The organism is Nonomuraea sp. NPDC049480 (assembly GCF_044465905.1).
GTDB lineage: Bacteria > Actinomycetota > Actinomycetes > Streptosporangiales > Streptosporangiaceae > Nonomuraea.
Genome location: NZ_JBITMD010000011.1, coordinates 187730 through 212938 on the forward strand (window position 1 = coordinate 187730; position 25209 = coordinate 212938).

Annotated in this window: 20 protein-coding genes; 14 read left to right on the top strand and 6 right to left on the bottom strand. The window is 71.0% G+C overall.

The annotated features are described in order from the left end of the window. Window positions 1-39 precede the first annotated feature (39 nt). Window positions 40-1203 carry a cysteine desulfurase family protein gene (locus tag ACIBX3_RS30375; protein ID WP_397122879.1) on the top strand — a complete coding sequence of 388 codons (1164 nt, stop codon included), beginning with the start codon at window positions 40-42 and terminating at the stop codon, window positions 1201-1203. Here ACIBX3_RS30375 and ACIBX3_RS30380 read toward each other — a convergent pair. Then, window positions 1196-2251: a DUF695 domain-containing protein gene (locus ACIBX3_RS30380; RefSeq protein WP_397122881.1), complete on the bottom strand. Its 1056-nt coding sequence runs from the start codon at window positions 2249-2251 to the stop codon at window positions 1196-1198. The genes ACIBX3_RS30375 and ACIBX3_RS30380 overlap by 8 nt on opposite strands. 67 nt (window positions 2252-2318) lie before the next feature. Between ACIBX3_RS30380 and mnmA the strand changes: the two genes are divergently transcribed. Next, window positions 2319-3383, top strand: a complete 1065-nt coding sequence (gene mnmA / locus ACIBX3_RS30385) for a tRNA 2-thiouridine(34) synthase MnmA (RefSeq protein WP_397122883.1) — start codon at window positions 2319-2321, stop codon at window positions 3381-3383. Here mnmA and ACIBX3_RS30390 read toward each other — a convergent pair. Beyond that, window positions 3370-4002, bottom strand: coding sequence for an MBL fold metallo-hydrolase (locus ACIBX3_RS30390; protein ID WP_397122885.1), 633 nt, complete (start codon window positions 4000-4002; stop codon window positions 3370-3372). The genes mnmA and ACIBX3_RS30390 overlap by 14 nt on opposite strands. Window positions 4003-4025: 23 nt before the next feature. Here ACIBX3_RS30390 and ACIBX3_RS30395 point away from each other — a divergent pair, with 23 nt between their 5' ends. From ACIBX3_RS30395 to ACIBX3_RS30430, 8 genes are all read left to right on the top strand, one after another. After that, entirely contained in the window at window positions 4026-5018 is a 993-nt protein-coding gene (locus ACIBX3_RS30395) for a methionine synthase (protein WP_397122887.1), read from the top strand. Window positions 5019-5033: 15 nt separating this feature from the next. Next, on the top strand, window positions 5034-5453 hold the full coding sequence (locus tag ACIBX3_RS30400; RefSeq protein ID WP_397122889.1) for a hypothetical protein: 420 nt from the start codon (window positions 5034-5036) through the stop codon (window positions 5451-5453). Between the two features lie 64 nt (window positions 5454-5517). Further along, window positions 5518-7710 carry an NAD-dependent DNA ligase LigA gene (ligA, locus tag ACIBX3_RS30405; RefSeq protein ID WP_397122891.1) on the top strand — a complete coding sequence of 731 codons (2193 nt, stop codon included), beginning with the start codon at window positions 5518-5520 and terminating at the stop codon, window positions 7708-7710. A 231-nt stretch (window positions 7711-7941) separates the two neighbouring features. After that, a complete protein-coding gene (locus tag ACIBX3_RS30410; RefSeq protein ID WP_397122893.1) occupies window positions 7942-10014 on the top strand; it encodes a putative bifunctional diguanylate cyclase/phosphodiesterase in 2073 nt (690 codons plus the stop codon). A gap of 197 nt (window positions 10015-10211) precedes the next feature. Then, window positions 10212-10511 (top strand): Asp-tRNA(Asn)/Glu-tRNA(Gln) amidotransferase subunit GatC, encoded by a 300-nt coding sequence (gene gatC, locus ACIBX3_RS30415; RefSeq protein ID WP_397122895.1) that lies wholly within the window; start codon window positions 10212-10214, stop codon window positions 10509-10511. Further along, window positions 10508-11998 (top strand): Asp-tRNA(Asn)/Glu-tRNA(Gln) amidotransferase subunit GatA, encoded by a 1491-nt coding sequence (gene gatA, locus ACIBX3_RS30420; protein WP_397122897.1) that lies wholly within the window; start codon window positions 10508-10510, stop codon window positions 11996-11998. Before gatC ends, gatA begins: the two co-directional genes overlap by 4 nt. A gap of 2 nt (window positions 11999-12000) precedes the next feature. Then, on the top strand, window positions 12001-13488 hold the full coding sequence (gene gatB / locus ACIBX3_RS30425; protein WP_397123148.1) for an Asp-tRNA(Asn)/Glu-tRNA(Gln) amidotransferase subunit GatB: 1488 nt from the start codon (window positions 12001-12003) through the stop codon (window positions 13486-13488). A gap of 266 nt (window positions 13489-13754) precedes the next feature. After that, window positions 13755-15143, top strand: a complete 1389-nt coding sequence (locus tag ACIBX3_RS30430; protein WP_397122899.1) for an MFS transporter — start codon at window positions 13755-13757, stop codon at window positions 15141-15143. Here the strand turns inward: ACIBX3_RS30430 and ACIBX3_RS30435 are convergent. From ACIBX3_RS30435 to ACIBX3_RS30445, 3 genes are read right to left on the bottom strand one after another with little or no spacing between them, the layout of a single operon-like run. After that, window positions 15127-16635, bottom strand: a complete 1509-nt coding sequence (locus ACIBX3_RS30435) for a tripartite tricarboxylate transporter permease (RefSeq protein WP_397122901.1) — start codon at window positions 16633-16635, stop codon at window positions 15127-15129. The two genes, ACIBX3_RS30430 and ACIBX3_RS30435, sit on opposite strands and share 17 nt — an antisense overlap. Continuing rightward, a complete protein-coding gene (locus tag ACIBX3_RS30440; RefSeq protein ID WP_397122903.1) occupies window positions 16636-17121 on the bottom strand; it encodes a tripartite tricarboxylate transporter TctB family protein in 486 nt (161 codons plus the stop codon). Continuing rightward, window positions 17121-18089 carry a Bug family tripartite tricarboxylate transporter substrate binding protein gene (locus ACIBX3_RS30445; protein WP_397122905.1) on the bottom strand — a complete coding sequence of 323 codons (969 nt, stop codon included), beginning with the start codon at window positions 18087-18089 and terminating at the stop codon, window positions 17121-17123. The genes ACIBX3_RS30440 and ACIBX3_RS30445 overlap by 1 nt, the downstream gene beginning before the upstream one ends. 185 nt (window positions 18090-18274) lie before the next feature. Here ACIBX3_RS30445 and ACIBX3_RS30450 point away from each other — a divergent pair, with 185 nt between their 5' ends. The 3 genes from ACIBX3_RS30450 (at window position 18275) to ACIBX3_RS30460 (ending at window position 22670) form a co-directional block, all read left to right on the top strand. Then, window positions 18275-19867, top strand: coding sequence for an ATP-binding protein (locus ACIBX3_RS30450; RefSeq protein WP_397122907.1), 1593 nt, complete (start codon window positions 18275-18277; stop codon window positions 19865-19867). 46 nt (window positions 19868-19913) lie between these two features. Beyond that, the gene (locus tag ACIBX3_RS30455) at window positions 19914-20570 is read left to right on the top strand and encodes a response regulator (RefSeq protein WP_397122909.1); all 657 of its coding nucleotides are present in this window, start codon (window positions 19914-19916) and stop codon (window positions 20568-20570) included. A gap of 93 nt (window positions 20571-20663) precedes the next feature. Further along, on the top strand, window positions 20664-22670 hold the full coding sequence (locus ACIBX3_RS30460) for a VanW family protein (RefSeq protein WP_397122911.1): 2007 nt from the start codon (window positions 20664-20666) through the stop codon (window positions 22668-22670). A 364-nt stretch (window positions 22671-23034) separates the two neighbouring features. Here ACIBX3_RS30460 and ACIBX3_RS30465 read toward each other — a convergent pair whose 3' ends face one another. Then, a complete protein-coding gene (locus tag ACIBX3_RS30465; protein ID WP_397122913.1) occupies window positions 23035-24093 on the bottom strand; it encodes a PQQ-dependent sugar dehydrogenase in 1059 nt (352 codons plus the stop codon). A 38-nt stretch (window positions 24094-24131) separates the two neighbouring features. On the opposite strand from ACIBX3_RS30465, the gene ACIBX3_RS30470 reads away from it, so the two are divergent. Then, window positions 24132-25040 carry a 2-hydroxyacid dehydrogenase gene (locus ACIBX3_RS30470; protein ID WP_397122915.1) on the top strand — a complete coding sequence of 303 codons (909 nt, stop codon included), beginning with the start codon at window positions 24132-24134 and terminating at the stop codon, window positions 25038-25040. The last annotated feature ends 169 nt before the right edge of the window (window positions 25041-25209 follow it).

The window sequence follows — 25209 nt, forward strand, 5'->3', positions numbered from 1 at the left end:
GTCCGGACGGTACAGTCGCAAACGAGATACCCTGAGCGGGTGACCAGACCGTCGGCCTATCTTGATCATGCGGCGACCACCCCGATGCTGCCCGAGGCGATCGAGGCCATGACGGAGCAGTTCAAACGCGTCGGAAACCCGTCCTCACTGCACGCGGCGGGCCGCCAGGCGCGCAGGGTGGTCGAGGAGTCGCGGGAGACGATCGCCGACGCGCTCGGGGCGCGGCCCAGCGAGGTGGTGTTCACCTCGGGCGGCACCGAGGCCGACAACCTCGCGATCAAGGGTCTCTACTGGGCGCGGCGGCCACGGCGGCGCGTGCTGATCAGCTCCGTGGAGCACCACGCCGCGCTCGACCCGGCCCAGTGGCTGGCCGTCAGCCAGGACGCGGAGGTCGAGCTGCTGGAGGTCGACGAGCACGGCCGGGTGCACCCCGACACGCTGCGGTCCGCCATCGAGCGCGACCCCGAGAGCGTGGCCATGATCAGCGTCATGTGGGCCAACAACGAGGTCGGCACCGTCCAGCCGGTGCACGTGCTGTCCGCCATCGCCCACGACCACGGCATCCCGTTCCACACCGACGCGGTTCAGGCGATCGGGCAGCTGCCGGTGTCGTTCGCCGAGTCGGGGGCCGACGCGCTCACGCTGACCGGCCACAAGGTCGGCGGACCGATCGGAGCCGGCGCGCTGCTGCTGGCCAGGGGCCTGACGCCGGTCTCCGTGCAGCACGGCGGAGGCCAGGAGCGCGACGTGCGCTCCGGCACGCTGGACGCGCCCGCCATCGCGGGTCTGGCGGCCGCCGTCAGCACCGCGGTCCGGCACCAGGAGGCCCTGAGCCGCCGCCTGACGGAGCTCCGCGACGAGCTCATCGAACGCGTCCGCCAGGCCGTGCCCGGCGTGATACTCAACGGCGACCCCGTCAACCGGCTGCCGGGCAACGCCCACTTCTCCTTCCCCGGCTGCGAGGGCGACGCGCTGCTCATGCTGCTCGACGCCAAGGGCGTGGAGTGCTCGACGGGCTCGGCCTGCTCGGCGGGCGTGGCCCAACCGTCCCACGTGCTGCTGGCCATGGGGGCCGACGCGGCCGCGGCGCGGGGCTCGCTCAGGTTCACGCTGGGACACACCTCGACCCGCGAGGACGTCGACCGCCTCATCGAGGTGCTCCCGACCGCCGTCGAGCGTGCCCGCCGCGCCGGTCTCAGCTGATGAAGGGCACCACGGCGGTCCAGGCGGGGTCGCTCGCCACGTCCACCCGGGGCTCGCCCTCCTCCCAGCTCACGATCAGCTCCTTGGCGTGGATCGCGGCGTCGCCGGTCGGGTCGGCGTACACGTGGATGACCCGCTGCCCCTCGGCGCTCAGATGCGCCGCGAGCACCGCGTCGTCGCGCAGCTTGAGCAGGCGGGCGGCCAGCCGCTCCTCGAAGTCGCGCAGCGCCGTCAGCGACTCGCCGATGGGCAGGCCGGTCTCGTCGCGGTGCGTGTACGGCAGCGTGATCGCGATGTGCTGGTCGAACAGCGGATGGTCGACCGGGCGCAGCGGAAAGCGGGCCGTGGCGACGAGCGGCGCCCCGCCCGCGGTCTGGCCCTCGAGCAGGACCCACTGCTCCTCGGCGTAGCCGGAGGCCACGTCGGCGACCACGGCGGACAGGTGCGCGGCCGCGACGGCGTCGATCGGCTCGAACGTCGCCGCCGTGATCTCGCCCACCCACCTCGCCACGTCGTCCTCGCCGAGCAGCCAGTCCAGGGCCAGCAGCGTGGTGTCCATCCTGGTGTCCTCGTCGAGCTCGCCGAAGATCGGGTGGTACGCCGCCACGTCGACCCGCGGCTGGTTCCTCGGCACGCGCAGGCCCAGCATCAGCTTGTCGAGCGCGAACTCGAACCCGCCCACGTCCAGGGTGAGCTCCAGAGCCTGCGGATTGGCCTGCCGCGACGGGTGGAACTCCCACAGCAGGTCGGCCGGCGGCGCGGCCTTGGCCCAGCGGTGCGCGAGCGGGCGCAGCTCGGCGTCGCCCGCCGAGGTCACCACCAGGGCGTGCGCGGCGTTCCTGCCCGGCGCCACCTCCCACACCAGGTCGGGATGGACGGCCGCCACGGCCGGGGCGAGCACGTCCTCCAGCCCTTCGGCCGCGCCCGCGGCCACGAGCGAGTCGAGCCGCGGCCTGGCCTCCTGCCACCACTCCCAGAACCCGGCGATCCCGTCGTCGCGGGACTCGCCGCCCTCTTCCTCTGCGTCCTTGCGCCCGAACAGTCGCATGGGCTGAATCCTCGCAGACGCGGGCCATGGCCGCGCACCCCCTGCCGGACAGTACGCTGGAACGGTCATGGGACTGCGTGTGCTTGCCGCCATGTCGGGCGGCGTCGACTCCGCCGTGGCCGCCGCTCGGATCGCCGAGGCCGGTCACGACGTCACTGGTGTTCACCTCGCCCTGTCCGCCAACCCCCAATCCCACCGCACGGGCGCCCGCGGGTGCTGCACGATCGAGGACTCGCGCGACGCGCGACGCGCCGCCGACGTGATCGGCATCCCGTTCTACATCTGGGACATGGCCGAGCGTTTCCAGCGCGACGTGGTCGAGGACTTCGTGGCCGAATACGCGGCCGGCCGTACACCCAACCCGTGCCTGCGCTGCAACGAGAAGATCAAGTTCGCCGCCGTCCTGGACCGGGCGCTCGCCCTGGGCTTCGACGCGGTCGCCACCGGCCACCACGCCAAGCTCGCCGACGGCGTCCTGTCCCGGAGCGTCGACCAGGGCAAGGACCAGTCCTACGTGCTGGGCGTGCTCACCCGCGAGCAGCTCGGCCACGCGATCTTCCCGCTGGGTGACTCGACCAAGGCCGAGGTGCGCGAGGAGGCCGCCAGGCGCGGCCTGACCGTCGCCGACAAGCCCGACAGCCACGACATCTGCTTCATCGCCGACGGCGACACACGTGGTTTCCTGGCCAAGCGGCTCGGGGCGGCGGAGGGTTCCATCGTGGACGAGAGCGGCGCGGTCGTCGGCAGCCACCAGGGCGCGCACGGCTTCACGATCGGCCAGCGCAAGGGCCTGCACATCGACCGGCCCGCCCCGGACGGCAGGCCGCGCTACGTGCTGTCGATCGAGCCGGTGTCCAACACGGTCACGGTCGGGCCCCGCGCGGCGCTGGAGGTCACCACGATCACCTGCGGCCCGCCGGTGTGGAACGGCCCCGCCGTCCGCGACGACCTCACCGTGCAGCTGCGCGCCCACGGCGAGGTCTACGGCTGCCGCTACGAGGAGATCGACGGCGGGCTCCGCATCGACCTCGACCGCCCGGCCACGGGCGTGGCCGCGGGCCAGGCGGCCGTCCTCTACACCGGCGCCACCGTGATCGGCTCGGCGACGATCGTCTCCGCTAGCCGAGGCTGACCGACTCGCCGACCGCCAGGCGGCGGATGTCGGCCTTCTGCTTCTCGGCCTCGCCCCGCAGCCACGTGTCGACGATGCCCAGGCCGAGCTCGCTGTACAACGCGTCGTGCGTGGAGTACGCCCGCGCCGGCCGCACCGTGCGGAGATACTCGACCACCTCGCCGAGCTTCAGCCACGGCGCGCCGGTCGGCACCAGCAGGGTGGGCACCTCCACGTCCGGCACCGTCAGGGCGTCACCGGGGTAGAAGACCTCATCGTCCACCAGGAAGCCGACATTCTGGACGGGGGGCACGTCGGGGTGGTTCTTCGCGTGCCACTCGCCGAACGCCTTCACCCGGAAACCGGCCGTCTCGAAGGCGTCGCCGTGCCGCACCACCTGGACCTCGCCCGGCACCTCGGACAACCCCGCGGCCACGCCCTCGCAGGTCCAGATCTCCAGATCGGGTGAGGCGGCCTTCAGCTCGCCGACGTCCACGTGGTCGGCGTGCTCATGAGTGATCAGGACGGCGTCGGCGCCGTCGAGCACCGGGGTCTTGGTGAACACACCCGGGTCGATGACCAGGACCTTGCCGTTCTTCTCCACGCGTACGCACGCGTGGTCGTGTTTCGTCAGCTCCATTCGCGCAGCCTACGCTTGTGTCCATGTCAACGTGGGAAGCCACCGGGGTGGGCTCGCATCCGGGAGAGGATCATTTCGAGGCGCTGCGGGTGGTGTTCGGCGAGCTGCCCGGGCTGCCGTACCTGCCCGAGCTGCCGGCCAGGGGCGTCGGCGCCGACATGGTCGGCAGGACGGCCTCGTTGCTGATCGAGCTGCCCGTCGAGGTGCAGCCGTCCGGGTGGCGGCTCACCGACCGGCCGGGGCGCGATCATCAGCGGGCCGTCGATCATCGGCGACGGGACCTGGACGGGCTGGAGGAGATCGGGCACGACTACGCGGGGCCGCTGAAGCTGCAGGTGTGCGGGCCGTGGACGCTGGCCGCGGCGATCGAGCTCAAGCACGGCGACAAGGTGCTGTCCGACGCCGGGGCCGTGCGCGACCTGACCGCCTCGCTGGCCCAGGGGGTCGCGGACCACTGCGCCGAGGTGCGGCGGCGGCTGCCGGGTGTGACGGAGATCGTGCTCCAGCTCGACGAGCCGGGGCTGCCCGGGGTGCTGGCGGGAACCGTGCCGACGGCCTCCGGGTTCGGGCGGCTCGCCGCCGTGGAGGAGTGGCGGGCGGAGGAGTCGCTGGGGCTGTTCGAACGTCCGGTGGTGCACTGCTGCGCGCCCGCCGTGCCCTTCGCGCTGCTGCGCCGGGCGGGGGTACGCGGCGTCTCCGTGAACGCCTCGCTGCTGCGGCGCAGGGACGAGGAGGCGGTCGGGGAGGCCGTCGAGGCCGGGGTGACGCTGTTCCTGGGGGTTGTGCCGGGCACGGACACCCGGCTGCCGGATGCGGGCGTGGTCGCCAAGCCCGCCCTGGAGCTGTGGCGGCGGCTCGGGTTCGACCCGGAGCGGCTGGCCGGGCAGGTGGTGCTGACGCCGGCGTGCGGGCTGGCCGGGGCGTCCCCCCGGTACGCGCGGGCCGCGCTGGCGGCGTGCAGGAAAGGCGCTCAGGTGCTCCGGGATGACCCCGCAAGTGGGATGCAAGCTGGGTGATCTAGCCTCCGCATCATGATTTTTCGCAGTATGGCCGTCGGGACCACGCTCCTGATCGCGTCCGCTTCGATCGCCGCGCCCGCCATGGCCTCCGCCAACCCGGAGACGTGGAGCTGGGGCTCGATCTACTCCGCCGACCGGGCGGGCAAGGCCAAGGGGAAGGTCGTGCTCGACCGGCCGGGGTTCTTCGTGAACGGCAAGCTCTACGACTTCCCCGGGCGCAAGGGGTGCTCGTGGCTCACGTTCCGGTGGGTCAAGGACAAGGGCGGCAAGGGTTACAAGACGTATCGCAACTGCTCGGGGACGACGCCTCTGAAGTTCTCGTTCGGAACGGGCTACATGCTCTCCATCGAGGGCAAGATGTGCCGCGGCACCGCCAAGAAGATCACCGGTAAGTGCTCGGCTTGGGAAGGCGTCTGGGCGCAGGGCGGCTGAGGCGTGTGCTTGTCGGTGCCCGGCGGTAGCGTTTCCTCAAGGTGTTGAGAGAGGAGAGCCTGCGTTGAGCAGCGAGTCAAGCACTGAGGTCGGGGGCGTGCCCGTGGCCGCGCTCAAGCGGCATGCCGAGCTGAGCGAGCAGGTCGAGGACGCTCGCTGGCGCTACTACGTGCTCGACCAGCCCACGGTCAGCGACGCGCAGTTCGACGAGTGGTTCAAGGAGCTGCTCGCGCTGGAGGAGGCCCATCCGTCGCTGCAGACGCCGGACTCGCCTACGCAGAAGGTGGGCGCGCCGGTCTCTGGCGACTTCGCCAAGGTCCAGCACCTGGCCAGGATGGAGAGCCTCGACAACGCCTTCGACGCCGAGGACATGACCGCCTGGACGGCGCGGGCGGAGCGGCTGGCCGAGGGCGACCCCGGCCCCTTCCTGTGCGAGTTGAAGATCGACGGGCTGGCGGTGGCGCTGGTCTACCGGGACGGCAGGCTGGAGCGCGGCGCCACCCGCGGCGACGGGCGTACCGGCGACGACGTGACGGCCAACGTCCGCACGATCAAGGGCGTCCCGCACCGGCTCACGGGTGACGACGTCCCGAGCCTGGTCGAGGTGCGGGGGGAGGTCTACATCCCGGTCGAGGACTTCAAGAAGCTCAACGAGCAGCTCGTCGAGCAGGGCAAGCCGCCGTTCGCCAACCCGCGCAACTCGGCGGCGGGCACGCTGCGGCAGAAGGACCCGCGCATCACGGCCCAGCGGCCGCTGCGGATGCTCGTGCACGGCATCGGCGTCTGGGAGGGCGCGACCGAGCCGCGGGCCCAGTCGGAGGTCTACGACCGGCTGCGGGAGTTCGGGCTGCCGGTCAGCGATCTCTACCGGGTGGTGCCGGGGCTCACCGAGGTCAACGAGTTCATCGAGCATTACCGGGTGCACCGGCACGATCCCGCGTACGAGATCGACGGGGTCGTCGTGAAGATCGACGACTTCCGCACGCAGCGGGAGCTGGGCTCGACCTCGCGGGCGCCGCGGTGGGCGATCGCGTACAAATATCCGCCCGAAGAGGTCAACACCAAGCTCCTGGACATCCAGGTGGGCGTAGGCCGGACCGGGCGCGTGACGCCGTACGCGGTGATGGAGCCCGTCGTGGTCTCCGGCTCCACCGTCGAGCGGGCCACGCTGCACAACGCCGCCATCGTGGTCAAGAAGGGCGTGCTCATCGGCGACACCGTCGTGCTGCGCAAGGCGGGCGACGTCATCCCCGAGATCGTCGGGCCCGTGGCCGCGCTGCGCGACGGGTCGGAGCGGGAGTTCGTCATGCCCACGCACTGCCCGGAGTGCGGGACGAAGCTGGCGTACGAGAAGGAGGGCGACGCCGACCTGCGCTGCCCCAACGCCCGCAGCTGCCCGGCGCAGATCCGTGAGCGCATCTACTTCGCGGCCGGGCGGCGCGCACTCGACATCGACGGGCTGGGTTACGTCGCGGCCACCGCGCTCACCCAGCCGCTGCCGCCGCAGCAGCCGGTGGTGCGCACCGAGGCCGACCTGTTCGACCTGACGCTGGAGCAGCTGCTCCCGATCAAGTCGGTGGTCCGCGACCAGGACACCGGCCTGCCCAAGGTCGATCCCAAGACCGGCGAGCAGAAGATCGTCTCCTTCTTCTCCAACCTCAACGGCGAGCCCAGCGCCAACGCCCGGCTGCTCGTCGAGGAGCTGGAGCGGGCCAAGCAGGTCTCGCTCGCGCAGTTGCTGGTCGCCCTGTCGATCCGGCACGTCGGCCCGCCCACCGCCCGCGACCTGGCCAATGCCATGCGCTCGATCGACGCCATCATGAACGCCTCGGAGGAGGAGCTCGCCGCGGTCGAGGGCATCGGCCCCAGGGTGGCGGCGACGATCAAGGAGTGGTTCGAGGTCGACTGGCATCGGGAGATCATCGAACGGTGGCGGGCCGCCGGGGTGCGGATGGAGGACGAGCCGGCGCCGGAGAAGGGGCCGCAGATCCTCGAGGGGCTGACGTTCGTGGTGACGGGGACCCTGGAGGGCTACACGCGGGATTCGGCCTCGGACGCGATCGCCGCCCGGGGCGGGAAGGTGGCGTCCTCGGTGTCGAAGAAGACGTCGTTCCTGGTGGCGGGGGAGAACGCCGGGTCGAAGTACGACAAGGCGGTGGGTTTCGGGGTGCCGATCCTGGACGGGACCGGGTTCGAGGTGCTGCTGAAGGACGGGCCGGAGGCGGCGGCGGAGGTCGCGGTCAAGCCCGAGGCGTAGCGGGGAGGGCAAGCCGGTTGCGCGCATCGGCGGCTTGATTGCGCGCACCGGCGGAGAAAAGGGCGGGGTCTGCGGGCCGGCTCGCACATACGCATCGGTGAACACTTGCTACGCACGGTGGTTTTTGGGTATATGTCGGAAAGGAGAACTACGGACCGTACGCGCTTGGTTTCGCGAAGTGGGGTGAAGGTCGTACCCTCCCATAGTGACCTAATGGGGGTTCTGTTACCGATGACTGACCCAACCGACACCCGCGACACCGGACCGCGCGTCGGCACGCCGCTGTGGGCGTTCCTCGCCGGCATCACCGTGATCGGCTTCACCGCCCTCGTCGTGGCCATGCTCAGGCTGGACGCGGCGGCGCTCGTGGAGGTGGCCCGCACACCCCTGTTCTGGGTGCTGTCGGTGCTCGTGATCCTGGGCGAGCTCAGGCCCGTGATGGTGTCCTCGCACAGCTCGGTGGGCGGCACATATCCGTCCACCATGTTCACCTTCGCCGTGCTGCTGCACTTCGGGCTGCCGGTCGCGGTGTTGATGCAGGCCGTCGGCGTCGCCATGAACGGGGTGGTGACGCGCAAGGCCTGGCATCGGGCCATGTTCAACATCGCCCAGTCCACGCTCGCGCTCACCGCCGCGGCGGTGGTGCTGGGGGCGTTCGGGATCGTTCCGAGCCCGGCCGCGCCCTGGGAGCCACGCGGGACCGACCTGCTGGCGATCGCGCTGGCCGGGATCGCGTACTTCGTCAGCCGGGCCACCCTCGTCTCCGGAGCGGTCGCGCTGCACGAGCGGCGCTCGATCGTCCGCGTGCTGAAGGTCACCGTGGGGCCGCAGAGCCTTGTCTACGCCGCGCTGCTGGGGCTGGCGCCCCTGGTCGTCGTGGTCATGAACCACTCTCCGGGGCTGGTGCCGCTCTTCGTCGCGCCCCTGGCCGCCGTCTACTTCACCGCCACCATGTCCATGCGCCGCGACCACCAGGCCCTGCACGACGAGCTGACCGGGCTGCCCAACCGCAAGATGCTCATCGTGAGCACCGAGGAGGCGCTCGCCGAGGCCCGCCAGGACGAGCGGGTCGGCCTGTTCCTGCTCGACCTGGACCGGTTCAAAGAGGTCAACGACACGATGGGCCACCCGGTGGGCGACCGGTTGCTGCAGATGGTCGCGCATCGGCTCACCCACTCCGTACGGCCCGGGGACGTCGTGGCCAGGCTGGGCGGCGACGAGTTCGCCGTGCTGCTGCCCTCGATCAGGGACACCCACGCGGCCAGGGAGGTGGCGGCCAGGCTGCGGGCGGCCCTGACCGAGCCGGTGCGGCTGGAGGGCATGGCCTTCGACGTGGACGCCTCGGTCGGGATCGCGCTCTATCCGGATCACGCTCCCGACTTCGAGCTGCTGCTCCAGCGGGCCGACGTGGCGATGTACCTGGCCAAGGAGGGACGCACCGGCGTCGAGCTCTACCAGCCGGACAAGGACCGCAACTCACCCGAGCGGCTCACCTTACTCGGGGACCTGCGCCGCGCCATCGACAACCGGGATCTGCGGCTGCACTACCAGCCCAAGGTCCACCTCGGCGGCGGCGCCGTCCAAGGGGTGGAGGCGCTGCTGCGCTGGTGCCACCCGGTGCATGGGCCGATCGCGCCCTCGGACTTCGTCCCCCTGGCCGAGCAGTCCTATCTGATGCGGCAGCTCACGGCGTACGTCATCGAGGAGGCGCTCGAACAGGCCGCCCGCTGGTGGCACACCGGCGTCCAGGTGCAGGTCTCGGTCAACATCTCGGCCCGCGACCTGCTCGACTCGGCCCTGCCCGAGCAGCTGGAGGTGGGCCTGGCCAAGTACGGCCTGCCGCCCTCGGCCATCCAGCTGGAGGTGACCGAGCGCATCCTGACCGGCGACCAGGCCTACACGCAGGAGACGATCAAGGCGCTGGCCACGCTCGGCGTGCCGCTGGCCCTGGACGACTTCGGCACCGGCTACTCCTCGCTGATCAGGCTCCAGCGGCTGGCGGTGTCCGAGGTGAAGATCGACGCCTCGTTCGTACGCCGGATCGCCGACTCCGAGGACGACGACCGGATCGTGCGGTCCATCGTGGACCTGGTGCGCTCCCTCGGGCTGCGCTCGGTGGCCGAGGGCGTGGAGTCGGACGAGGTCGCCATGCGGCTGGCCCAGATGGGGTGTGACGTGGGGCAGGGGTGGCTGTTCGGCCGGCCCATGCCGGCCGCCGACGTCACGGCCTGGCTCCGCGACCATGCGGAGACGGCGACCGGGGCGGGATACGGCTTCCAGCCGGAGGTCAGCCGCTCGGCCTGACCCGGCGGCGCCGCTTTCGCGGCCGGAGCACCACCCGAAGATCCAGGCGTCCGGCTCCAGACGGTCAGTGCCGAGCGGGCGGCGGGGAAAGTTCGGGCAGTGTGTTGCCGTCCGGTTAATGGTTCGGGGGCGCTACGTCAAGCCCCCTAGGATGGCAGTGTCCAAAGACTCCATCCACGAAACGGGTTAACCGACTCATGTCCGCCATAACCCGCGACGAGGTCGCACACCTGGCCCGGTTGTCCAGGCTGGCGCTCACGGACGACGAGCTAGACCACTACGCCACCCAACTCGATGCCATCATCGAGTCGGTCGCGAAGGTGGCCGAGGTCGCCGCCGAGGATGTGCCGCCTTCGTCGCACGCGCTTCCGCTGACCAATGTCTTCCGTGCCGACGAGGTGCGACAGTCCCTGACGCCGGAGCAGGCGCTCTCCGGCGCGCCCGCCGTCCAGGACGATCGCTTCCAGGTGCCGCGCATCCTCGGGGAGGAGGCATGAGTCTAATTCGAAAGACCGCCGCCGAGCTGGGGTCGATGATCGCCGCAGGCGAGGTGTCGGCCGTCGAGGTGGCCGAGGCGCATCTCGACCGCATGGCCGAGGTGGAGCCCAAGGTCAGGGCATTCCTGCACGTCGACCGCGAGGTGACGCTGGAGCAGGCGCGGGCCGTCGACGCCAGGCTCAAGGCGGGCGAGAAGCTCGGGCCGCTGGCCGGCGTGCCGATCGCGCACAAGGACATCTTCACCACGCGCGACATGCCGACGACGGCCGCGTCCAAGATCCTCGAGGGCTGGCGGCCGCCGTACGACGCGACCGTCACCGCGCGGCTGCGCGAGGCAGGGCTGGTCATCCTCGGCAAGACCAACCTCGACGAGTTCGCCATGGGCTCCTCGACGGAAAACTCCGCCTACCACCCGACGCACAACCCGTGGGACCTGACGAAGGTGCCCGGCGGCTCGTCCGGTGGTTCGAGCGCCGCCGTGGCCGCGTACGAGGCGCCGCTGTCCACCGGCACCGACACGGGCGGCTCGATCCGGCAGCCCGCCGCGGTGACCGGCATCGTGGGCATGAAGCCGACGTACGGCGGCTCGTCCCGCTACGGGATCATCGCGTTCGCGAGCTCGCTCGACACGCCGGGGCCGTTCGCCCGCAACGTGCTCGACGCGGCGCTGCTGCACGAGGCGTTCTCCGGGCACGACCCGATGGACTCCACCTCCATCGACGCCCCGGTCCCCAGCGTGGTCGAGGCGGCCAAGAACCCCGACGTCTCGGGCCTGCGGATCGGCGTCGTCAAGGAGTTCTCCGGCGAGGGCTACCAGGCCGGCGTGCTGGCCCGCTACAACGAGGTCGTCAAGCTGCTGGAGTCTCTCGGCGCCTCGGTCGTCGAGGTGTCCTGCCCGTCGTTCACGACCGCGCTGCCGGCCTACTACCTGATCGCGCCGTCGGAGTGCTCATCCAACCTGGCGCGCTTCGACGCCATGCGCTACGGCCTGCGCGTCGGCGACGACGGCACCCGCAGCGCCGAGGAGGTCATGGCGCTGACCCGGGCCGCGGGCTTCGGTCCCGAGGTCAAGCGGCGCATCATGCTGGGCACGTACGCGCTGTCGAGCGGCTACTACGACGCCTACTACGGCCAGGCGCAGAAGGTGCGCACGGTCATCTCCCGGGAGTTCGAGGCCGCGTACCAGCAGGTCGACGTGCTGGTGTCGCCGACCACGCCGACCACGGCGTTCCCGATCGGCGAGCGCGCCGACGACCCGATGGCGATGTACCTCGCCGACCTGTGCACCATCCCGTCCAACCTGGCGGGCAACGCGGCCATGTCCGTGCCGTGCGGCCTGGCCGACGAGGACGGCCTGCCGGTCGGCCTGCAGATCATGGCGCCGGTGCTGGCCGACGACCGCTGCTACCGTGTGGGCGCCGCCGTGGAGAAGGCCCTGGAGAGCCGCTGGGGCGGCCCGCTGCTGAAGGAGGCCCCGTCGCTATGACCATGGTCTATGACGAAGCGCTCGACAAGTTCGAGCCGGTGCTCGGCCTGGAGACGCATGTCGAGCTGGGCACCAAGTCGAAGATGTTCTGCGGCTGCAAGACCGCCTTCGGCGCCCCGCCCAACACCCAGGTCTGCCCGACCTGCCTGGCGTTCCCCGGCGCGCTGCCGGTGGCCAACGTCATGGCCATCGAGTCGACGATCCGCATCGGTCTCGCGCTGAACTGCTCGATCGCCGAGTGGTGCCGCTTCGCCCGGAAGAACTACTTCTATCCGGACATGCCGAAGAACTACCAGATCTCGCAGTACGACGAGCCGCTCTGCTTCGACGGCTACATCGACGTCGAGGTGGGCGGCGAGACGGTCCGGATCGAGATCGAGCGGGTCCATCTGGAGGAGGACACCGGCAAGTCCACCCACGTGGGCGGCGCGACCGGGCGCATCCATGGGGCCGACTACTCGATCGTCGACTACAACCGGGCCGGCATCCCGCTGGTCGAGATCGTCACCAAGCCCATCCCGGGCACCGACCGGCTCGCGCCCGAGGTCGCCAAGGCGTACGTCACCGAGCTGCGCGAGATCATGCGCTCGCTCGGCGTGTCCGACGTGCGCATGGAGGAGGGCTCGCTGCGCTGCGACGTCAACGTCTCGCTCATGCCGCGCGGCTCGTCCGAGTGGGGCACCCGTACGGAGACCAAGAACGTCAACTCGCTGCGCAGCGTCGAGCGGGCCGTGCGGAGCGAGATCGAGCGGCAGGCGGGTGTCCTCGCCGACGGCGGGAAGATCACTCAGGAGACCCGGCACTTCCACGAGGACACCGGCACCACCACGTCCGGCCGGTCCAAGGAGGAGGCGCAGGACTACCGCTACTTCCCCGAGCCCGACCTGGTGCCGATCGCGCCGGACCGGGCGTGGGTGGCCGGGCTGAAGGCGGCGCTGCCCGAGCTGCCGTCGGTCAGGCGCAAGCGGCTGCAGGCCGAGTGGGGGCTGTCCGACCTCGACATGCAGGCCATGCACAACGCCGACGCGTTCGACCTGGTCGAGGCCACGGTCGCGGCGGGCGCGGCGGCGGCGGACGCGCGCAAGTGGTGGATGGGCGAGCTGGCGCGGCGTGCCAACGAGAGCGGCGTCCCGCTGGCCGACCTGCCGATCACGCCGGCGCAGATCGCCCGCGTGACCGAGCTGGTCGCCTCGGGGGCGCTCAACGACAAGCTGGCGCGTGAGGTGCTCGAGGGCGTGATGGCCGGTGAGGGCACGCCGGACGAGGTGGTCGAGCGGCGCGGGTTGCAGATCGTCAGCGACGAGGGCGAGCTGCTGGCGATCATCGACCAGGTGCTGGCCGACAACGCCGACGCGGCCGACAAGGTGCGTGCCGGGAAGATCGCCGCGGCCGGGGCGCTGGTCGGCGGCGTGATGCGGGCCAGCAAGGGCAAGGCCGACGCGGCCCGGGCCCGTCAGCTGATCCTGGAGAAGCTGGGCGTCTCGGAGTAGATTCGCCGGTTGCGTGAGGGCCTCGCCGCTTCGGCGGCGGGGCCCTTTCGGCTGAAGGGAGGGGTTGTTCGGGCGCCGGCCCTGGAGGACGCCCGCCGATGGGCGGCGACAGGCCCGCGGGACACGCCGCAGGGCCGATGGGCGGCGGGCCCCGGGACACGCGGCAGGGCGCGTCGGTGTGGTGCCGCGGTCCTAGGTCCAATGGCCGAGAGGTCGCAAGGCTCCCGCTGGAGGTGTGGCGGAGCAGGTCGGCATAGGTTCTCCACATGACTGGAAAAGCGCTGACGGCAGGCCTGGTGGCGATGGTGTCACTGGTGGCCTTCGAGTACATGGCGGTCGCGATCGCCATGCCGATCGTGGCCGAGGAGCTCGGCGGGCTGAAGTTGTACGGGCTGGCGTTCAGCGGGGCGATGGCCGCGGGCGTGGTCGGCACCGTGCTCGGCGGCCGATGGGCGGACGTGCGCGGCCCCAAGGCGCCGCTCTGGACGGGTGTGGCAGGCTTCATCGCCGGTCTGATGGTCGCGGGCCTGGCGCCGACCATGGAGGTGCTGATCGCCGGCCGGTTCCTGCAGGGGTTCGGCGGGGCGCTGGTGAGCGTGGCGCTGTACGTGGTGGTGGCCCGGGTCTATCCCGAGAGCCTGCATCCCAAGATCTTCTCGTTGTTCGCGACCGCGTGGGTGGTGCCCTCGATGGTGGGGCCGGCGATCGTGGGCGTGGTCACCGACACGCTCGGGTGGCGCTGGGTGTTCCTGCTGGTGCCGATCCTGACCGTGGCCGGCGGCCTGGTGCTGCTGCGCGGGCTGGCCGGGCAGCCGGTGACCGGCGGGCAGAGCGAGCCCACACCCGGCCTGCTCGGGAAGATCGCCTGGGCGGCGCTGACGGCCGTGGGCGCCGGGCTCATGCAGTACGGCAGCAGTGGGCAGCTCCCGCTGCTGATCGCCGGGCTGGTGGTGCTGGCCGTGGCGCTGCCCAGGCTGCTCCCCGCCGGGACGCTCAGGGCCGTCAGGGGACTGCCCGCCGTGGTGGGGCTGCGCGGCCTTGCCGCCGGGGCGTTCTTCGCGGCCGAGATGATGGTGCCGCTCATGCTGATCAACGAGCGCGACATGTCGGCGCTGGCCGCCGGGTTCGCGCTCACCGGAGGCGCGCTGACCTGGTCGTTCGCGTCGTGGCTGCAGGGCCGCGAGATCTTCGGCCAGATGACGAACCTGCGGCTCGGCTCGGCCATGATCGCGCTCGGCATCCTGCTCATGGGCGCGGTGACGTTCACCGCCGTGCCGGTCGCGGTGGCCTACCCGTCGTGGATCATCACCGGGTTCGGGATGGGGCTGGTGTACCCGACGCTGTCCGTGCTGACGCTGGAGCTGTCGGCGCCCGGCGAGCAGGGGGAGAACAGCTCCGCGCTGCAGGTGGGCGAGTCGGTGTTCTCGGTGGTGTCGGTGGCCGTCACCGCCGCGCTGTTCACGGCCGCCGGGTCGGGCTACTGGGCGGTGTTCGCCGCCACGCTGGTCATGGCGCTGGCCGGGCTGGCCATCGCGCCCCGCGCCATCAAGGGCAGGACGCCCGTGGACATCAAGGGCAGGGCGCCCGTGGACGCGAGCGGTCCCGCCGGCGCCGACGCGCCGGCGGGACGAGAGCCGCTCAGCCGAGCGGTGTGACGGAACGCCGCCGGGTCATGAGCTTCCTGAACAGCGGCGTGAGCAGGGCCAGAAGCGCCAGCGCCAGCAGCACCACCGACACCGGGCTGCGGACCAGGACGGTCACGTCGCCGGCGCCGATGGCCAGGGCGCGACGCAGCTGGATCTCCGCCATCGGGCCCAGGATCATGCCGATCACTGCCGGGGCGACCGGCAGGCCGAAGCGGCGCATGGCGTACCCGAGCAGGCCGATCACGAACAGCACGAACAGGTCCACCACGGTGCCGTTCAGGGCGTAGGCCCCAAGGGCGGCGAAGAGCACGATCCCGGCGTACAGGTACGGCCGCTGGATCCGCAGCACCTTGGCCCACAGCGGCGCCAGCGGCAGGTTCAGCACCAGCAGCATCGTGTTGCCGATGAACAGCGAGGCGATCATGCCCCACACCAGCGCCGGGTTGTGGTCGAAGAGCTGCGGCCCGGGCTGCAGGCCGTACTGCTGGAAGGCGGCCAGCATGATCGCGGCCGTCGCGGACGTGGGCAGGCCCAGCGTGAGCAGCGGGACCAGGGTGCCGGCCGCCGAGGCGTTGTTGGCCGCCTCCGGGCCGGCCACACCCTCGATGGCGCCCTTGCCGTACTCCTCCTTGGCCACGCCCTTCGCCAGGCGCTTCTCGGCCGCGTACGACAGGAACGTCGGGATCTCCGCACCGCCGCCGGGCAGCGCGCCGAACGGGAAGCCCAGCGCGGTGCCGCGCAGCCAGGGCCGCCAGGAGCGCCGCCAGTCCGCGCGGCCCATCCACGCCCGGCCCACGGGCACGATCTCGGGCGGCGCGTGGCGCAGCCGCGAGGCCACGTACAGAGCCTCGCCGAGCGCGAACAGGCCGACCGCGACGATCACCACGTCGATGCCGTCGAGCAACTGCGGGATGCCCATCGTCAGCCGCGCCTGCCCGGTCTGCTGATCGATGCCGACCAGCCCGATCATCAGGCCGAGCCCCAGGGAGGCCAGGCCGCGCACGAGCGAGCGGGACAGCACCGACGACACGGCGGTGAAGGCCAGGATCGCCAGCGCGAAGTAGTCCTCCGGTCCGAACGAGATCGCGAACGCCACCACGGCGGGCGCCGCCACCACCAGCAGCGCCGTCGCGATGGTCCCCGCCACGAACGAGCCGATGGCCGCCGTGGCCAGCGCCTGGGCGGCCCGCCCGCGCCTGGCCATCTTGTTGCCCTCCAGCGCCGTGATCATCGAGGACGACTCGCCGGGCGTGTTGAGCAGGATGGACGTGGTCGAGCCGCCGTACATGCCGCCGTAGTAGATGCCGGCGAACATGATGAACGCGCTGGCCGGCGGCACCGTGAACGTGATCGGCAGCAGCAGCGCCACGGTCATCGCGGGACCGATGCCGGGCAGCACGCCGACCAGGGTGCCGAGCGTGACGCCGACGAGCGCGTACAGCAGGTTCTCCACGGTGAGCGCGGCGGCGAAGCCGTCGAGCAGGAGCTGCAGCGACTCCACCTAGATCACCCCCTGCAGCGGGCCGCCCGGCAGCGTGACGCCGAGGCCCTTGACGAACAGCAGGTACGTGGCGACGCCCATGACAACCGCGACCACGGCCGCGCGCAGTTTGTGCTCGGCGCCGAGCGCCACCGACAGCCCGAAGAACAGCAGGCTCGCCCCGATGATCCAGCCGAGCACGTTGAGCAGCACCGCGAACGCCAGGAAGATCCCGCTGACCAGCCCGACGCTGCGCCAGTCCGCGGGCGCGTCCAGGTCCACGTCCTCGCTCTCCTCGGGGTCACCGTGCCCGCCGCGCAGCACGTCGATCACGTAGAACACGCCGACGACCACCATGGCCCCGCCGACCAGCATCGGAAAGAAGCGCGGCCCGATGCCGAGCTGGGAGGCCGCCGCCGAGACGTCCAGCGTCCCGGCGATCACGAGGACCCCCAGCGCGAGCACCACGACCGCGAGCCCGAGCTCGGGCCGCCACCATCGAGTCATCAGGAGACGAGCCCCATCTCGGCGATGACGGCCTTGACCCGCGTCTGCTCGGCGTTCAGGTAGTCGGTGAACTGCTGGCCGGTCTGGAAGGAGTCGATCCAGCCGTTCTTGGCCACCGCGTCCTTCCACGTCTGCGAATCGTGCATCTTGGTGACCAGGTCGGTCAGCGCCGTCTTGTCGGCGTCGGAGAGCCCGCCGGGAGCGACGAAGCCGCGCCAGTTGGCCAGCACCACGTCCAGGCCGCCCTCCTTCAGCGTCGGCGCGTCGAGGCCGGAGATCCGCTCGCCCGACGTCACGCCGAGCGCGCGCAGCTTGCCGGACTTCACGTGCTCGGCGAACTCGCCGACGCCCGAGATGCCCGCGCTGACCTTGTTGCCGAGCAGCTCGTTGAGCGCCTCACCGCCGCCCGAGTGGGCGATGTAGTTGACCTGCTTGGGGTCGACGCCCGCGGCCTTGGCCATCAGCCCGGCCACGATGTGGTCGGTGCCGCCCGCGGATCCGCCCGAGATCGACACCTTGCTGGGGTCGGCCTTCCAGGCCGTCACCATGTCGGCCAGCGTCTTGAACGGGGAGTCGGCCGGGACCACGACGATCTCGTACTCCTCGGTGAGCTTGGCGATGGGCGTGGTCTCCGCCAGCGTGACCTTCGACTTGTTCTGCTCGATGGCGCCCACCATGACCAGGCCCATGGTCATCAGCAGGTTGCCGTTGCCCTTCTCACCCGCCAGCTGTGCGAGGCCGATGGTGCCGCCCGCGCCGGGCACGTTGAACACCTCCACCTTGCGGTCGGGAGTGGCGGTCTTGAACGCCTGCTCCGCCGTACGGGAGGTCTGGTCCCAGCCGCCGCCGGGCGACGCCGGCGCCATGATGCGCAGCGTGCCGGAGGCAGTGGTGCCGCTCTGCCCGCCGCAGCCGGTCAGAGCGCCGAGGGAGAGCGCCGCGAGTGCGGCGAATATGCGCAGGCGCATGATCGCTCCAAGGGGAGGTTTTCACGGATATAAAACTGGGATAGTGAGTCCCGTTCCCTCCTGAGTCGAGGCTTTGCATCCTTGCCGTCATAGTGGTCGTATTGGTCGCGACCTGGCCGTGACCTGCGTTTGTTTCCATGTGCCTCGTGCGTGCTCTATGGCCGGGCTCCGCTCGGCGGCCTGTGATGGATCTCCTCGCTTCGCTGCGGATCCATCGCAGGGTGCGTTACGCCTCCCTGGGGACCCAGCTGTTCGTGCTCCAGATGGTGATCGTGTTGCTCGCCGTCGGGGGCACGGCCGGCGTGTGGGCCGGGCACACCCGCAACCAGCTCGACGCGCTCCACCAGCAGCGGACGCTCGCGATCGCCCAGTCGGTGGCCGGGCTCCCGCAGGTCCGCGAGGCATTCAAGCTGCAGGACCCGCAGACGGTGCTGCAGCCGCTGGCCATGAGCGTCCAGCAGGAGACCGGCGCCGACTACGTCGTGATCGCCAACGCCGAGCAGACCCGCTATGCCCACCCCAACGCCGCGTTGATCGGCAAGAAGCTGTCCACCGACGGCACGGAGGTGCTCACGACCGGCAAGGGCTGGGTGGGCACCCAGACCGGCACGATCGGCACCACGGTCAGGGGCAAATACCCGATCCGCGACGAGTACGGCAACGTGATCGGTCTCGTTTCCGTGGGCGTACTGGAGACCACGGTCACGGGTCAGCTCGCAGGCGCGCTGCCGCCGCTGGTCTGGACGGCGCTGGCGGTCATGATGGCCGGCCTGGCGCTGGCCGCGCTGATCACCGCGCGGGTGCGCAGGCAGACGTTCGGCCTGGAGCCGCGCGAGATCGCCGCGCTGCTGGAGCAGCGTGAGGGCGTGCTGCACGGCGTCAAGGAGGGCGTGCTCGCGCTCGACCTCGAAGGCCGTGTGACGCTGGTCAACGACGCCGCCCGCGAGCTGCTCGGCGAGGTCGGCGAGGATCTGAGCGACATGCCGATCTCCGACCGCATGCGGGACGTGCTCGGCGGCGACGACCCGGGCGAGGACCGTGTCGTGCTGCACGGCGAGCGCGTGCTGGTGCTCAACCGCACCCCCGTGTGGGTACGCGGCCGGCACCTCGGCTGGGTGGTCACCCTCAGGGACCGCACCGAGCTGGTCCGCCTGGCCCGCGAGCTCGACGACACCAGCAGCGCCACCGAGGCGCTGCGGGCGCAGGCGCACGAGTTCGCCAACCGCATGCACACCGTCGTCGGCCTGCTGGAGCTGGGCGAGCACGAAGCCGCGGTCGGCTTCATCACCCGGACCACCCGCGGCACGTACGTCACCAACCTGCGCGAACGCGTCCAGGACCCCACTCTGGCCGCCCTCCTGCTGGCCAAGTCCGCCGAGGCGGCCGAGCGCGGCGCCAAACTCGTGCTGTCGGAGGACTCCAACGTGCCCGAGGGCATGCTCGGCGACCCGCAGGACGCGGTCCTGGTGGTCGGCAACCTGGTCGCCAACGCCATCGACGCGCTCGACGGCGCGGCCGGCACGATCGAGGTCTCGGTGCAGGCCGACGCGGGCGGGTTGCGCGTGCGGGTCGGTGATTCCGGACCCGGCATCGCCCCGGACCTGGTGGACGAGGTCTTCAGAGAAGGCTTCACCACCAAGGCGGCCCACTCGGGACCGCGCGGCCTCGGACTGGCCCTGACCAGGCAGGCGTGCCTGCGACGAGGAGGATGGGTACGAGTGGCGAACTCGGACGGAGCGGTTTTCACGGCCCTGCTTCCGGCAGAGGCGGGCTCATGAGCAGGCGGCGGCACAAGGCGACCGAGCCGCCGAAGGGGGTGAGGCCATGATCCGTGTGCTCGTCGTGGACGACGACTTCATGGTCGCGCGCATCCACAGCGGCTACGTGTCCCGGGTGCCCGGTTTCCGGGTCCTCTCCATGGTGCACACCGGCGCCGACGCGCTCGCGGCGGCGGCCGAGCTCCAGCCCGACCTCGTGCTCCTCGACATCTACCTGCCTGACATGTCCGGCCTGGACGTGCTCAAGGCGCTCCACGGCGTGGACGTCCTCATGATCAGTGCCGCCCGCGACGTGCCCACGGTCAGGGAGGCCATGCGCGGCGGCGCGGTCAACTATCTGATCAAGCCATTCACCGCCGCCGCCCTGACCGAACGCCTCCAGCAGTACGCCGACACCCGCAAGCGCCTGACCGCCATCGGCCCCGAGGCGCGCCAGGACGACGTGGACCGCCTTTTCGGCACGCCCACATCGACCGCTCCCATGCCGAAGGGGTTGTCCTCGGCCACCTGCGCACTGGTGGCCGATACTCTGCGAGAGGCGGGCCGCGACCTGTCGGCGACCGAAGCCGCCGAGCTCACGGGCCTGTCGCGGGTGAGTGCCCGCCGCTATCTGGAATACCTGTGCGCGGCGGGGCAGGCCGAATTGCGTCCGCGCTACGGAACGGCCGGGCGACCGGAACATCGCTACCGGTGGCTAGGTTGACACATTTCCGTAGCCATTTCCCGTGACATATGCGGATCCTCGTGCCTTACTGTTGCCTGAGACTTGGCTGCGGACTCGGGAGGAGATTGAGGCGTGCGAAACGCCGGACCGATCGAATCACCGACCGACCCGTTCGCCTCGGTGCCACTGCCCACGTCGGGCGTCTCCAAGAAGCCGCGGATCGAAGGATTACCCCCGGGCGTCTCCCGGGACATCTTCGGCCCGCCGGACAGGCGGGAGCCCCGGCCGGCGCAGGGGCCGAGCGCGCAGGGCGGTCCATCGGGAAGCGCGCTGCCGCCGGTGGCGCCGCCTGCGCAGCCATGGCCGATGAAGGACAAGGAGCCGTCCGCGCCGCCCGCCCCCGTGTTCGGGGTCGCCGGGCCGTCGGCAAGGCCGTCCTTCGACGACGACTCCGAGCCGCACCGGCGGCGCCGGCTCCTGCCGGGGCTGGTGCTGTTCGTCGTGGTGCTCGCGGCGCTGGCGTACGTGGTGCCCGCCGTCCTGATGTCGGGCGCCGTACTGCGCGGCACCCACGTGGCCGGCGTGGACATCGGAGGCCTGACCGTGACGCAGGCGGCCGACAAGCTCCGTGCCGAGCTGGGCGCCAGGCTGAGCAAACCGGTCGCGGTCGACGTCGCCGGCAGGCAGGACACCGTGCAGGCCGACGAGGCCGGACTCGAACTGGACGTGGTGGGCACGATCGGTCAGGCGCCGAGCGGGTTCCCCAGCCCGCAGGAGGTCTGGCAGGGCCTGACCGGCGTCACCGAGCTCCAGCCGAAGGTCAGCCTCGACTCCTCGCAACTCGCCAGGACCGTCGAAGGGCTGGCGGAGAGCGTCGACAAGCCCGCGGTCGAGGCCCGCGTGACGTTCACGGGGCTGCGGCCGAAGGCCCGGGAACCCGTCGAGGGCGTGTTGCTCGACCGGGCCGACGCCGTACGCAGGATCGGCGACGCCTTCCTGCGCGGCGGTGGCACCGTGGCGCTCACGCTCCGCCCGGCCAAGCCCGTCACGACGACCGAGTCCGTGCGGGCCGCACTGACCAAGGCGCGCAGGGCCGTCGCCGCGCCCATCACGCTGACCGTCGGCGACAAGCAGGCGCAGCTGCCCCCGGCGGTGATCGCCGCGAACCTGAGGTTCATCCCGGACGGCGACGGCACGCTGGTGCCGGAGTTCGACGCCAAGGCGGCACTGGCCGGCGTGGAGAGCGAACTGGTCGACGCCGCCCAGCAGCCGCGCGACGCCACATACGAGATCGTGGACGACAAGCCGGTCCTGGTGCCGTCGCGCACCGGGCGGGGCGTGAACGACAAGCTGCTGGCCAGGGACGCCGAGAAGGTGTTCGACGCGGGCGGCGGGCGCACCATCCCCGTGCGGCTGGGCGCCGTCGAGCCGACCGTCACCACCCAGCAGGTGAGCGGCCTCGGGATCAAGGAGATCGTGGGCTCGTTCACCACGACGTTCGACTGCTGCCAGCCGCGGGTGAAGAACATCCAGCGCATGGCGCAGCAGCTCGACGGTTATCTGGTGAAGCCGGGGGAGACGTTCTCGATCAACGACGTCATCGGCGAGCGTACCGTCGAGGACGGTTATGTCGAGGCGGGGCAGATCGTCGGCGGGCGGATGGTCAACATCGTGGGCGGCGGGGTGTCCCAGTTCGCCACGACCATGTACAACGCGGCCTTCTTCGGCGGGTTCGATGACGTCGAGCACCAGCCGATGGACTACTACGCGACGCGCTATCCCGCCGGGCGGGACGTGGCGCTGCTCTATCCGGACACGGACCTGAAGTGGCGCAACGACTCCGACTTCGGCGTGTTCGTCGAGACGTCCTCCACGGAGACGTCGGTGTCGGTCACGTTGTGGAGCACCAAGCGGTACGACAAGGTCGAAGCGGTCGAGTCGGAGCGTCGTAACTTCACGCCGTTCCGGCGGGAGGTCAGCTCTGAGCCTGACTGTCTGCCGACGGTCGGGGAGCAGGGGTTCATCATCGATGTGGCCCGGGTGTTCCACAAGGACGGGAAAGTGGTCAAGAAGGACAAGAAGCTGACCACGAAGTACCGGCCCCAGGCCCAGATCACCTGCGCCGGCACCGGTTCGTGACAGCGCCCGTCCGACCGCCTCTGCGGGTCGGACGGGTGGAGGTTCCTTTGGGGTGGGATGCGCGGCGGTGACACGGACGACGCCGGCGTCCTTTGGGGTGGAGCCGGCTGACTCCTGACAGCCGGTGTCTCTTGGGGTGGAGCCGGCTGACTTCTGACGGCCGGTCCTTTGGGCTGGAGCCGGCCGGCCCCCGGCGGCCGGGGTCCTTCGGATGAGGGCTGGTCGGCGATGGGCCCCGGCCGCTCCCCGCGGCCGGATGGCCCTCAGCCCCGCCTGGACGGGGCTGAGGGGCTCCTGGTGGAGTGTCGCCGGGTTGTGAGCGGTGGTTGTGGTGGCGGGTATGGGTTGAGGCCGTGACGGGGCGTTACGAGGAGGCGCTCACCGACAGGATGCGGTCGTCGCCGTCGCGGGGTGAACCCCGGCCGTCCTGGTTGCTGGTGCCGACCCACAGGGCGCCGCCGGGGGCGGCGGTGACCGCTCGGATCCTGCCGTACCGGTCGGTGAAGTGGGCGACCGGCTTGCCGGCCGAGCCGTCCTCGTCCAAGGGGACCTGCCAGAGACGGGTTCCGCGCAGCGCGGCCACCCACAGGGAGCCGTTCGCGTACGCCATGCCGGACGGGGAGGCCTCGTCCGTGGACCAGGTGACGATCGGGTTCACGAACCGGGAGTCGTCGCCGCGCCCTTCGACCTCGGGCCACCCGTAGTTGGATCCCGGCTTGACCAGGTTGACCTCGTCCCAGGTGTTGGCGCCGAACTCGGAGGCGTACAGACGGCCCTGCTCGTCCCAGGCCAGGCCCTGGACGTTGCGGTGGCCGTAGCTGTAGACGAGCGTGCCGAACGGGTTGCCGGGAGCGGGCTTGCCGTCCGCGGTCATGCGCAGGATCTTGCCGCCGAGCGAGTCGCGCTGCTGGGACAGCTCGCCGTCGCCGACCTCGCCCGTGGTGGCGTACAGGTAGCCGTCGGGGCCGAACTCGAGCCTCCCACCGTTGTGGATGCCGCCCTTGGGGATCCCCTGGACGAGCACCTCCTGCTCGCCGAGGCGGTTGCCGTCGAACGCGTAGCGGACGATCCGGTTGTCCTCTTCCGCGGTGAAGTACAGGAATATTTGCTGATCCTTGACGGCCACGCCCATGAGACCGCCCTCGCCGTCCGGGCGTACCCCGTCGATGGTCCCGAGTTCCGTCACCTGGCCGGACTGGCTCACCCGAAGGAGCCGGGCCGAGTCACGCTCGGTCACCAGAGCATCCCCGCCGGGCAGGAACTCGATGGCCCACGGCACGGCCAGCCCGGTCGCCACGTCCTTGGGCTGTCCGGGGGCGGCGGCGTCTCCGACGGCGGCCGTCGGGAGCACCTCTCCTCCTCCGCCGCCGCTGGAACAGGCGGTGAGCGCGGCCAAGAGCACGATCGTCCAGAGCTTCCTCATATGTTCCATACTTACCGCCGACACATAAAGTTCTCCGCATGAAGACCTGGGTTCCGTCCGATTCGGTGGCTGAAGTTCTGTCCGACCTGCCTGGGGTTGAATGCGCTGTCTATGACGGCACGTCCCCTATGCCGGAGGGGGTCGAGGAGGTGGAGGTCTGGATCCCGCCGCTCGTCACGGTGCCCGACGTGCCCGGCACGCTGGCCAGGATGAGCTCGTTGCGGCTGGTGCAGACCGTCACGGCCGGGGTGGAGCCGTACCGTCCGCATCTGCCCCAGGGCGCGGTGCTGTGCAACGCCCGCGGTGTGCACGACGCGGGGACGGCCGAGTGGGCGGTCGGTGCGATGATCGCGGTGCTGAGGGAGTTCCCCGGGTTCGTGGACGCGCAGCGCAGGGGTGAGTGGACTTACCACCACACGGACGTGCTGGCCGACTCGACCGTGCTGATCGTCGGGTACGGCTCCATCGGCGCCGCGCTCGAACGGCGGCTGGAGGGTTTCGAGGTCGAGGTCGTACGGGTGGCGAGGAGCGCCCGCGAGGGCGTGCGGGGCATGGACGAGCTGGCCGGGCTGCTGCCGCAGGCGGACGTCGTGGTGCTGCTCGTGCCCGCCACGGCCGACACCGCGGGCATGGCCGACGCGGCGTTCCTGGCCCGGATGAAGGACGGCGCCGTGCTCGTGAACGCCGCCAGGGGCGGCATCGTCGACACCGATGCGCTGATCGCGGAGCTGAAAACCGGTAGGCTACGCGCCGCGCTGGATGTGACCGCGCCCGAGCCGCTGCCCGAGGGCCACCCCCTGTGGAGCGTGCCGGGCGTGCTGATCACCCCGCACGTGGCGGGCAGCACCCCCGCGTCGGGGCGGAGGATGCTGCGACTGATCCGGGCCCAGCTCTCGCGTTACCTCGCGGGCGAGCAGTTGATCAACGTCATCACTGACTCATACTGAGAGGATCCCGGAACGTGGCTGGGCCGTGACCTTCGGTGCGTACGGTGGCCTTTGCAGAGAGTTCCTGACTCACTGTCAAGGATCTCTTGGCGGAAATTGGTCTGGCTGGTTATCAGATCGGTGACGACATCGGCGTTGTCACCACCCGGGCACGCGTGACCGCTCACAC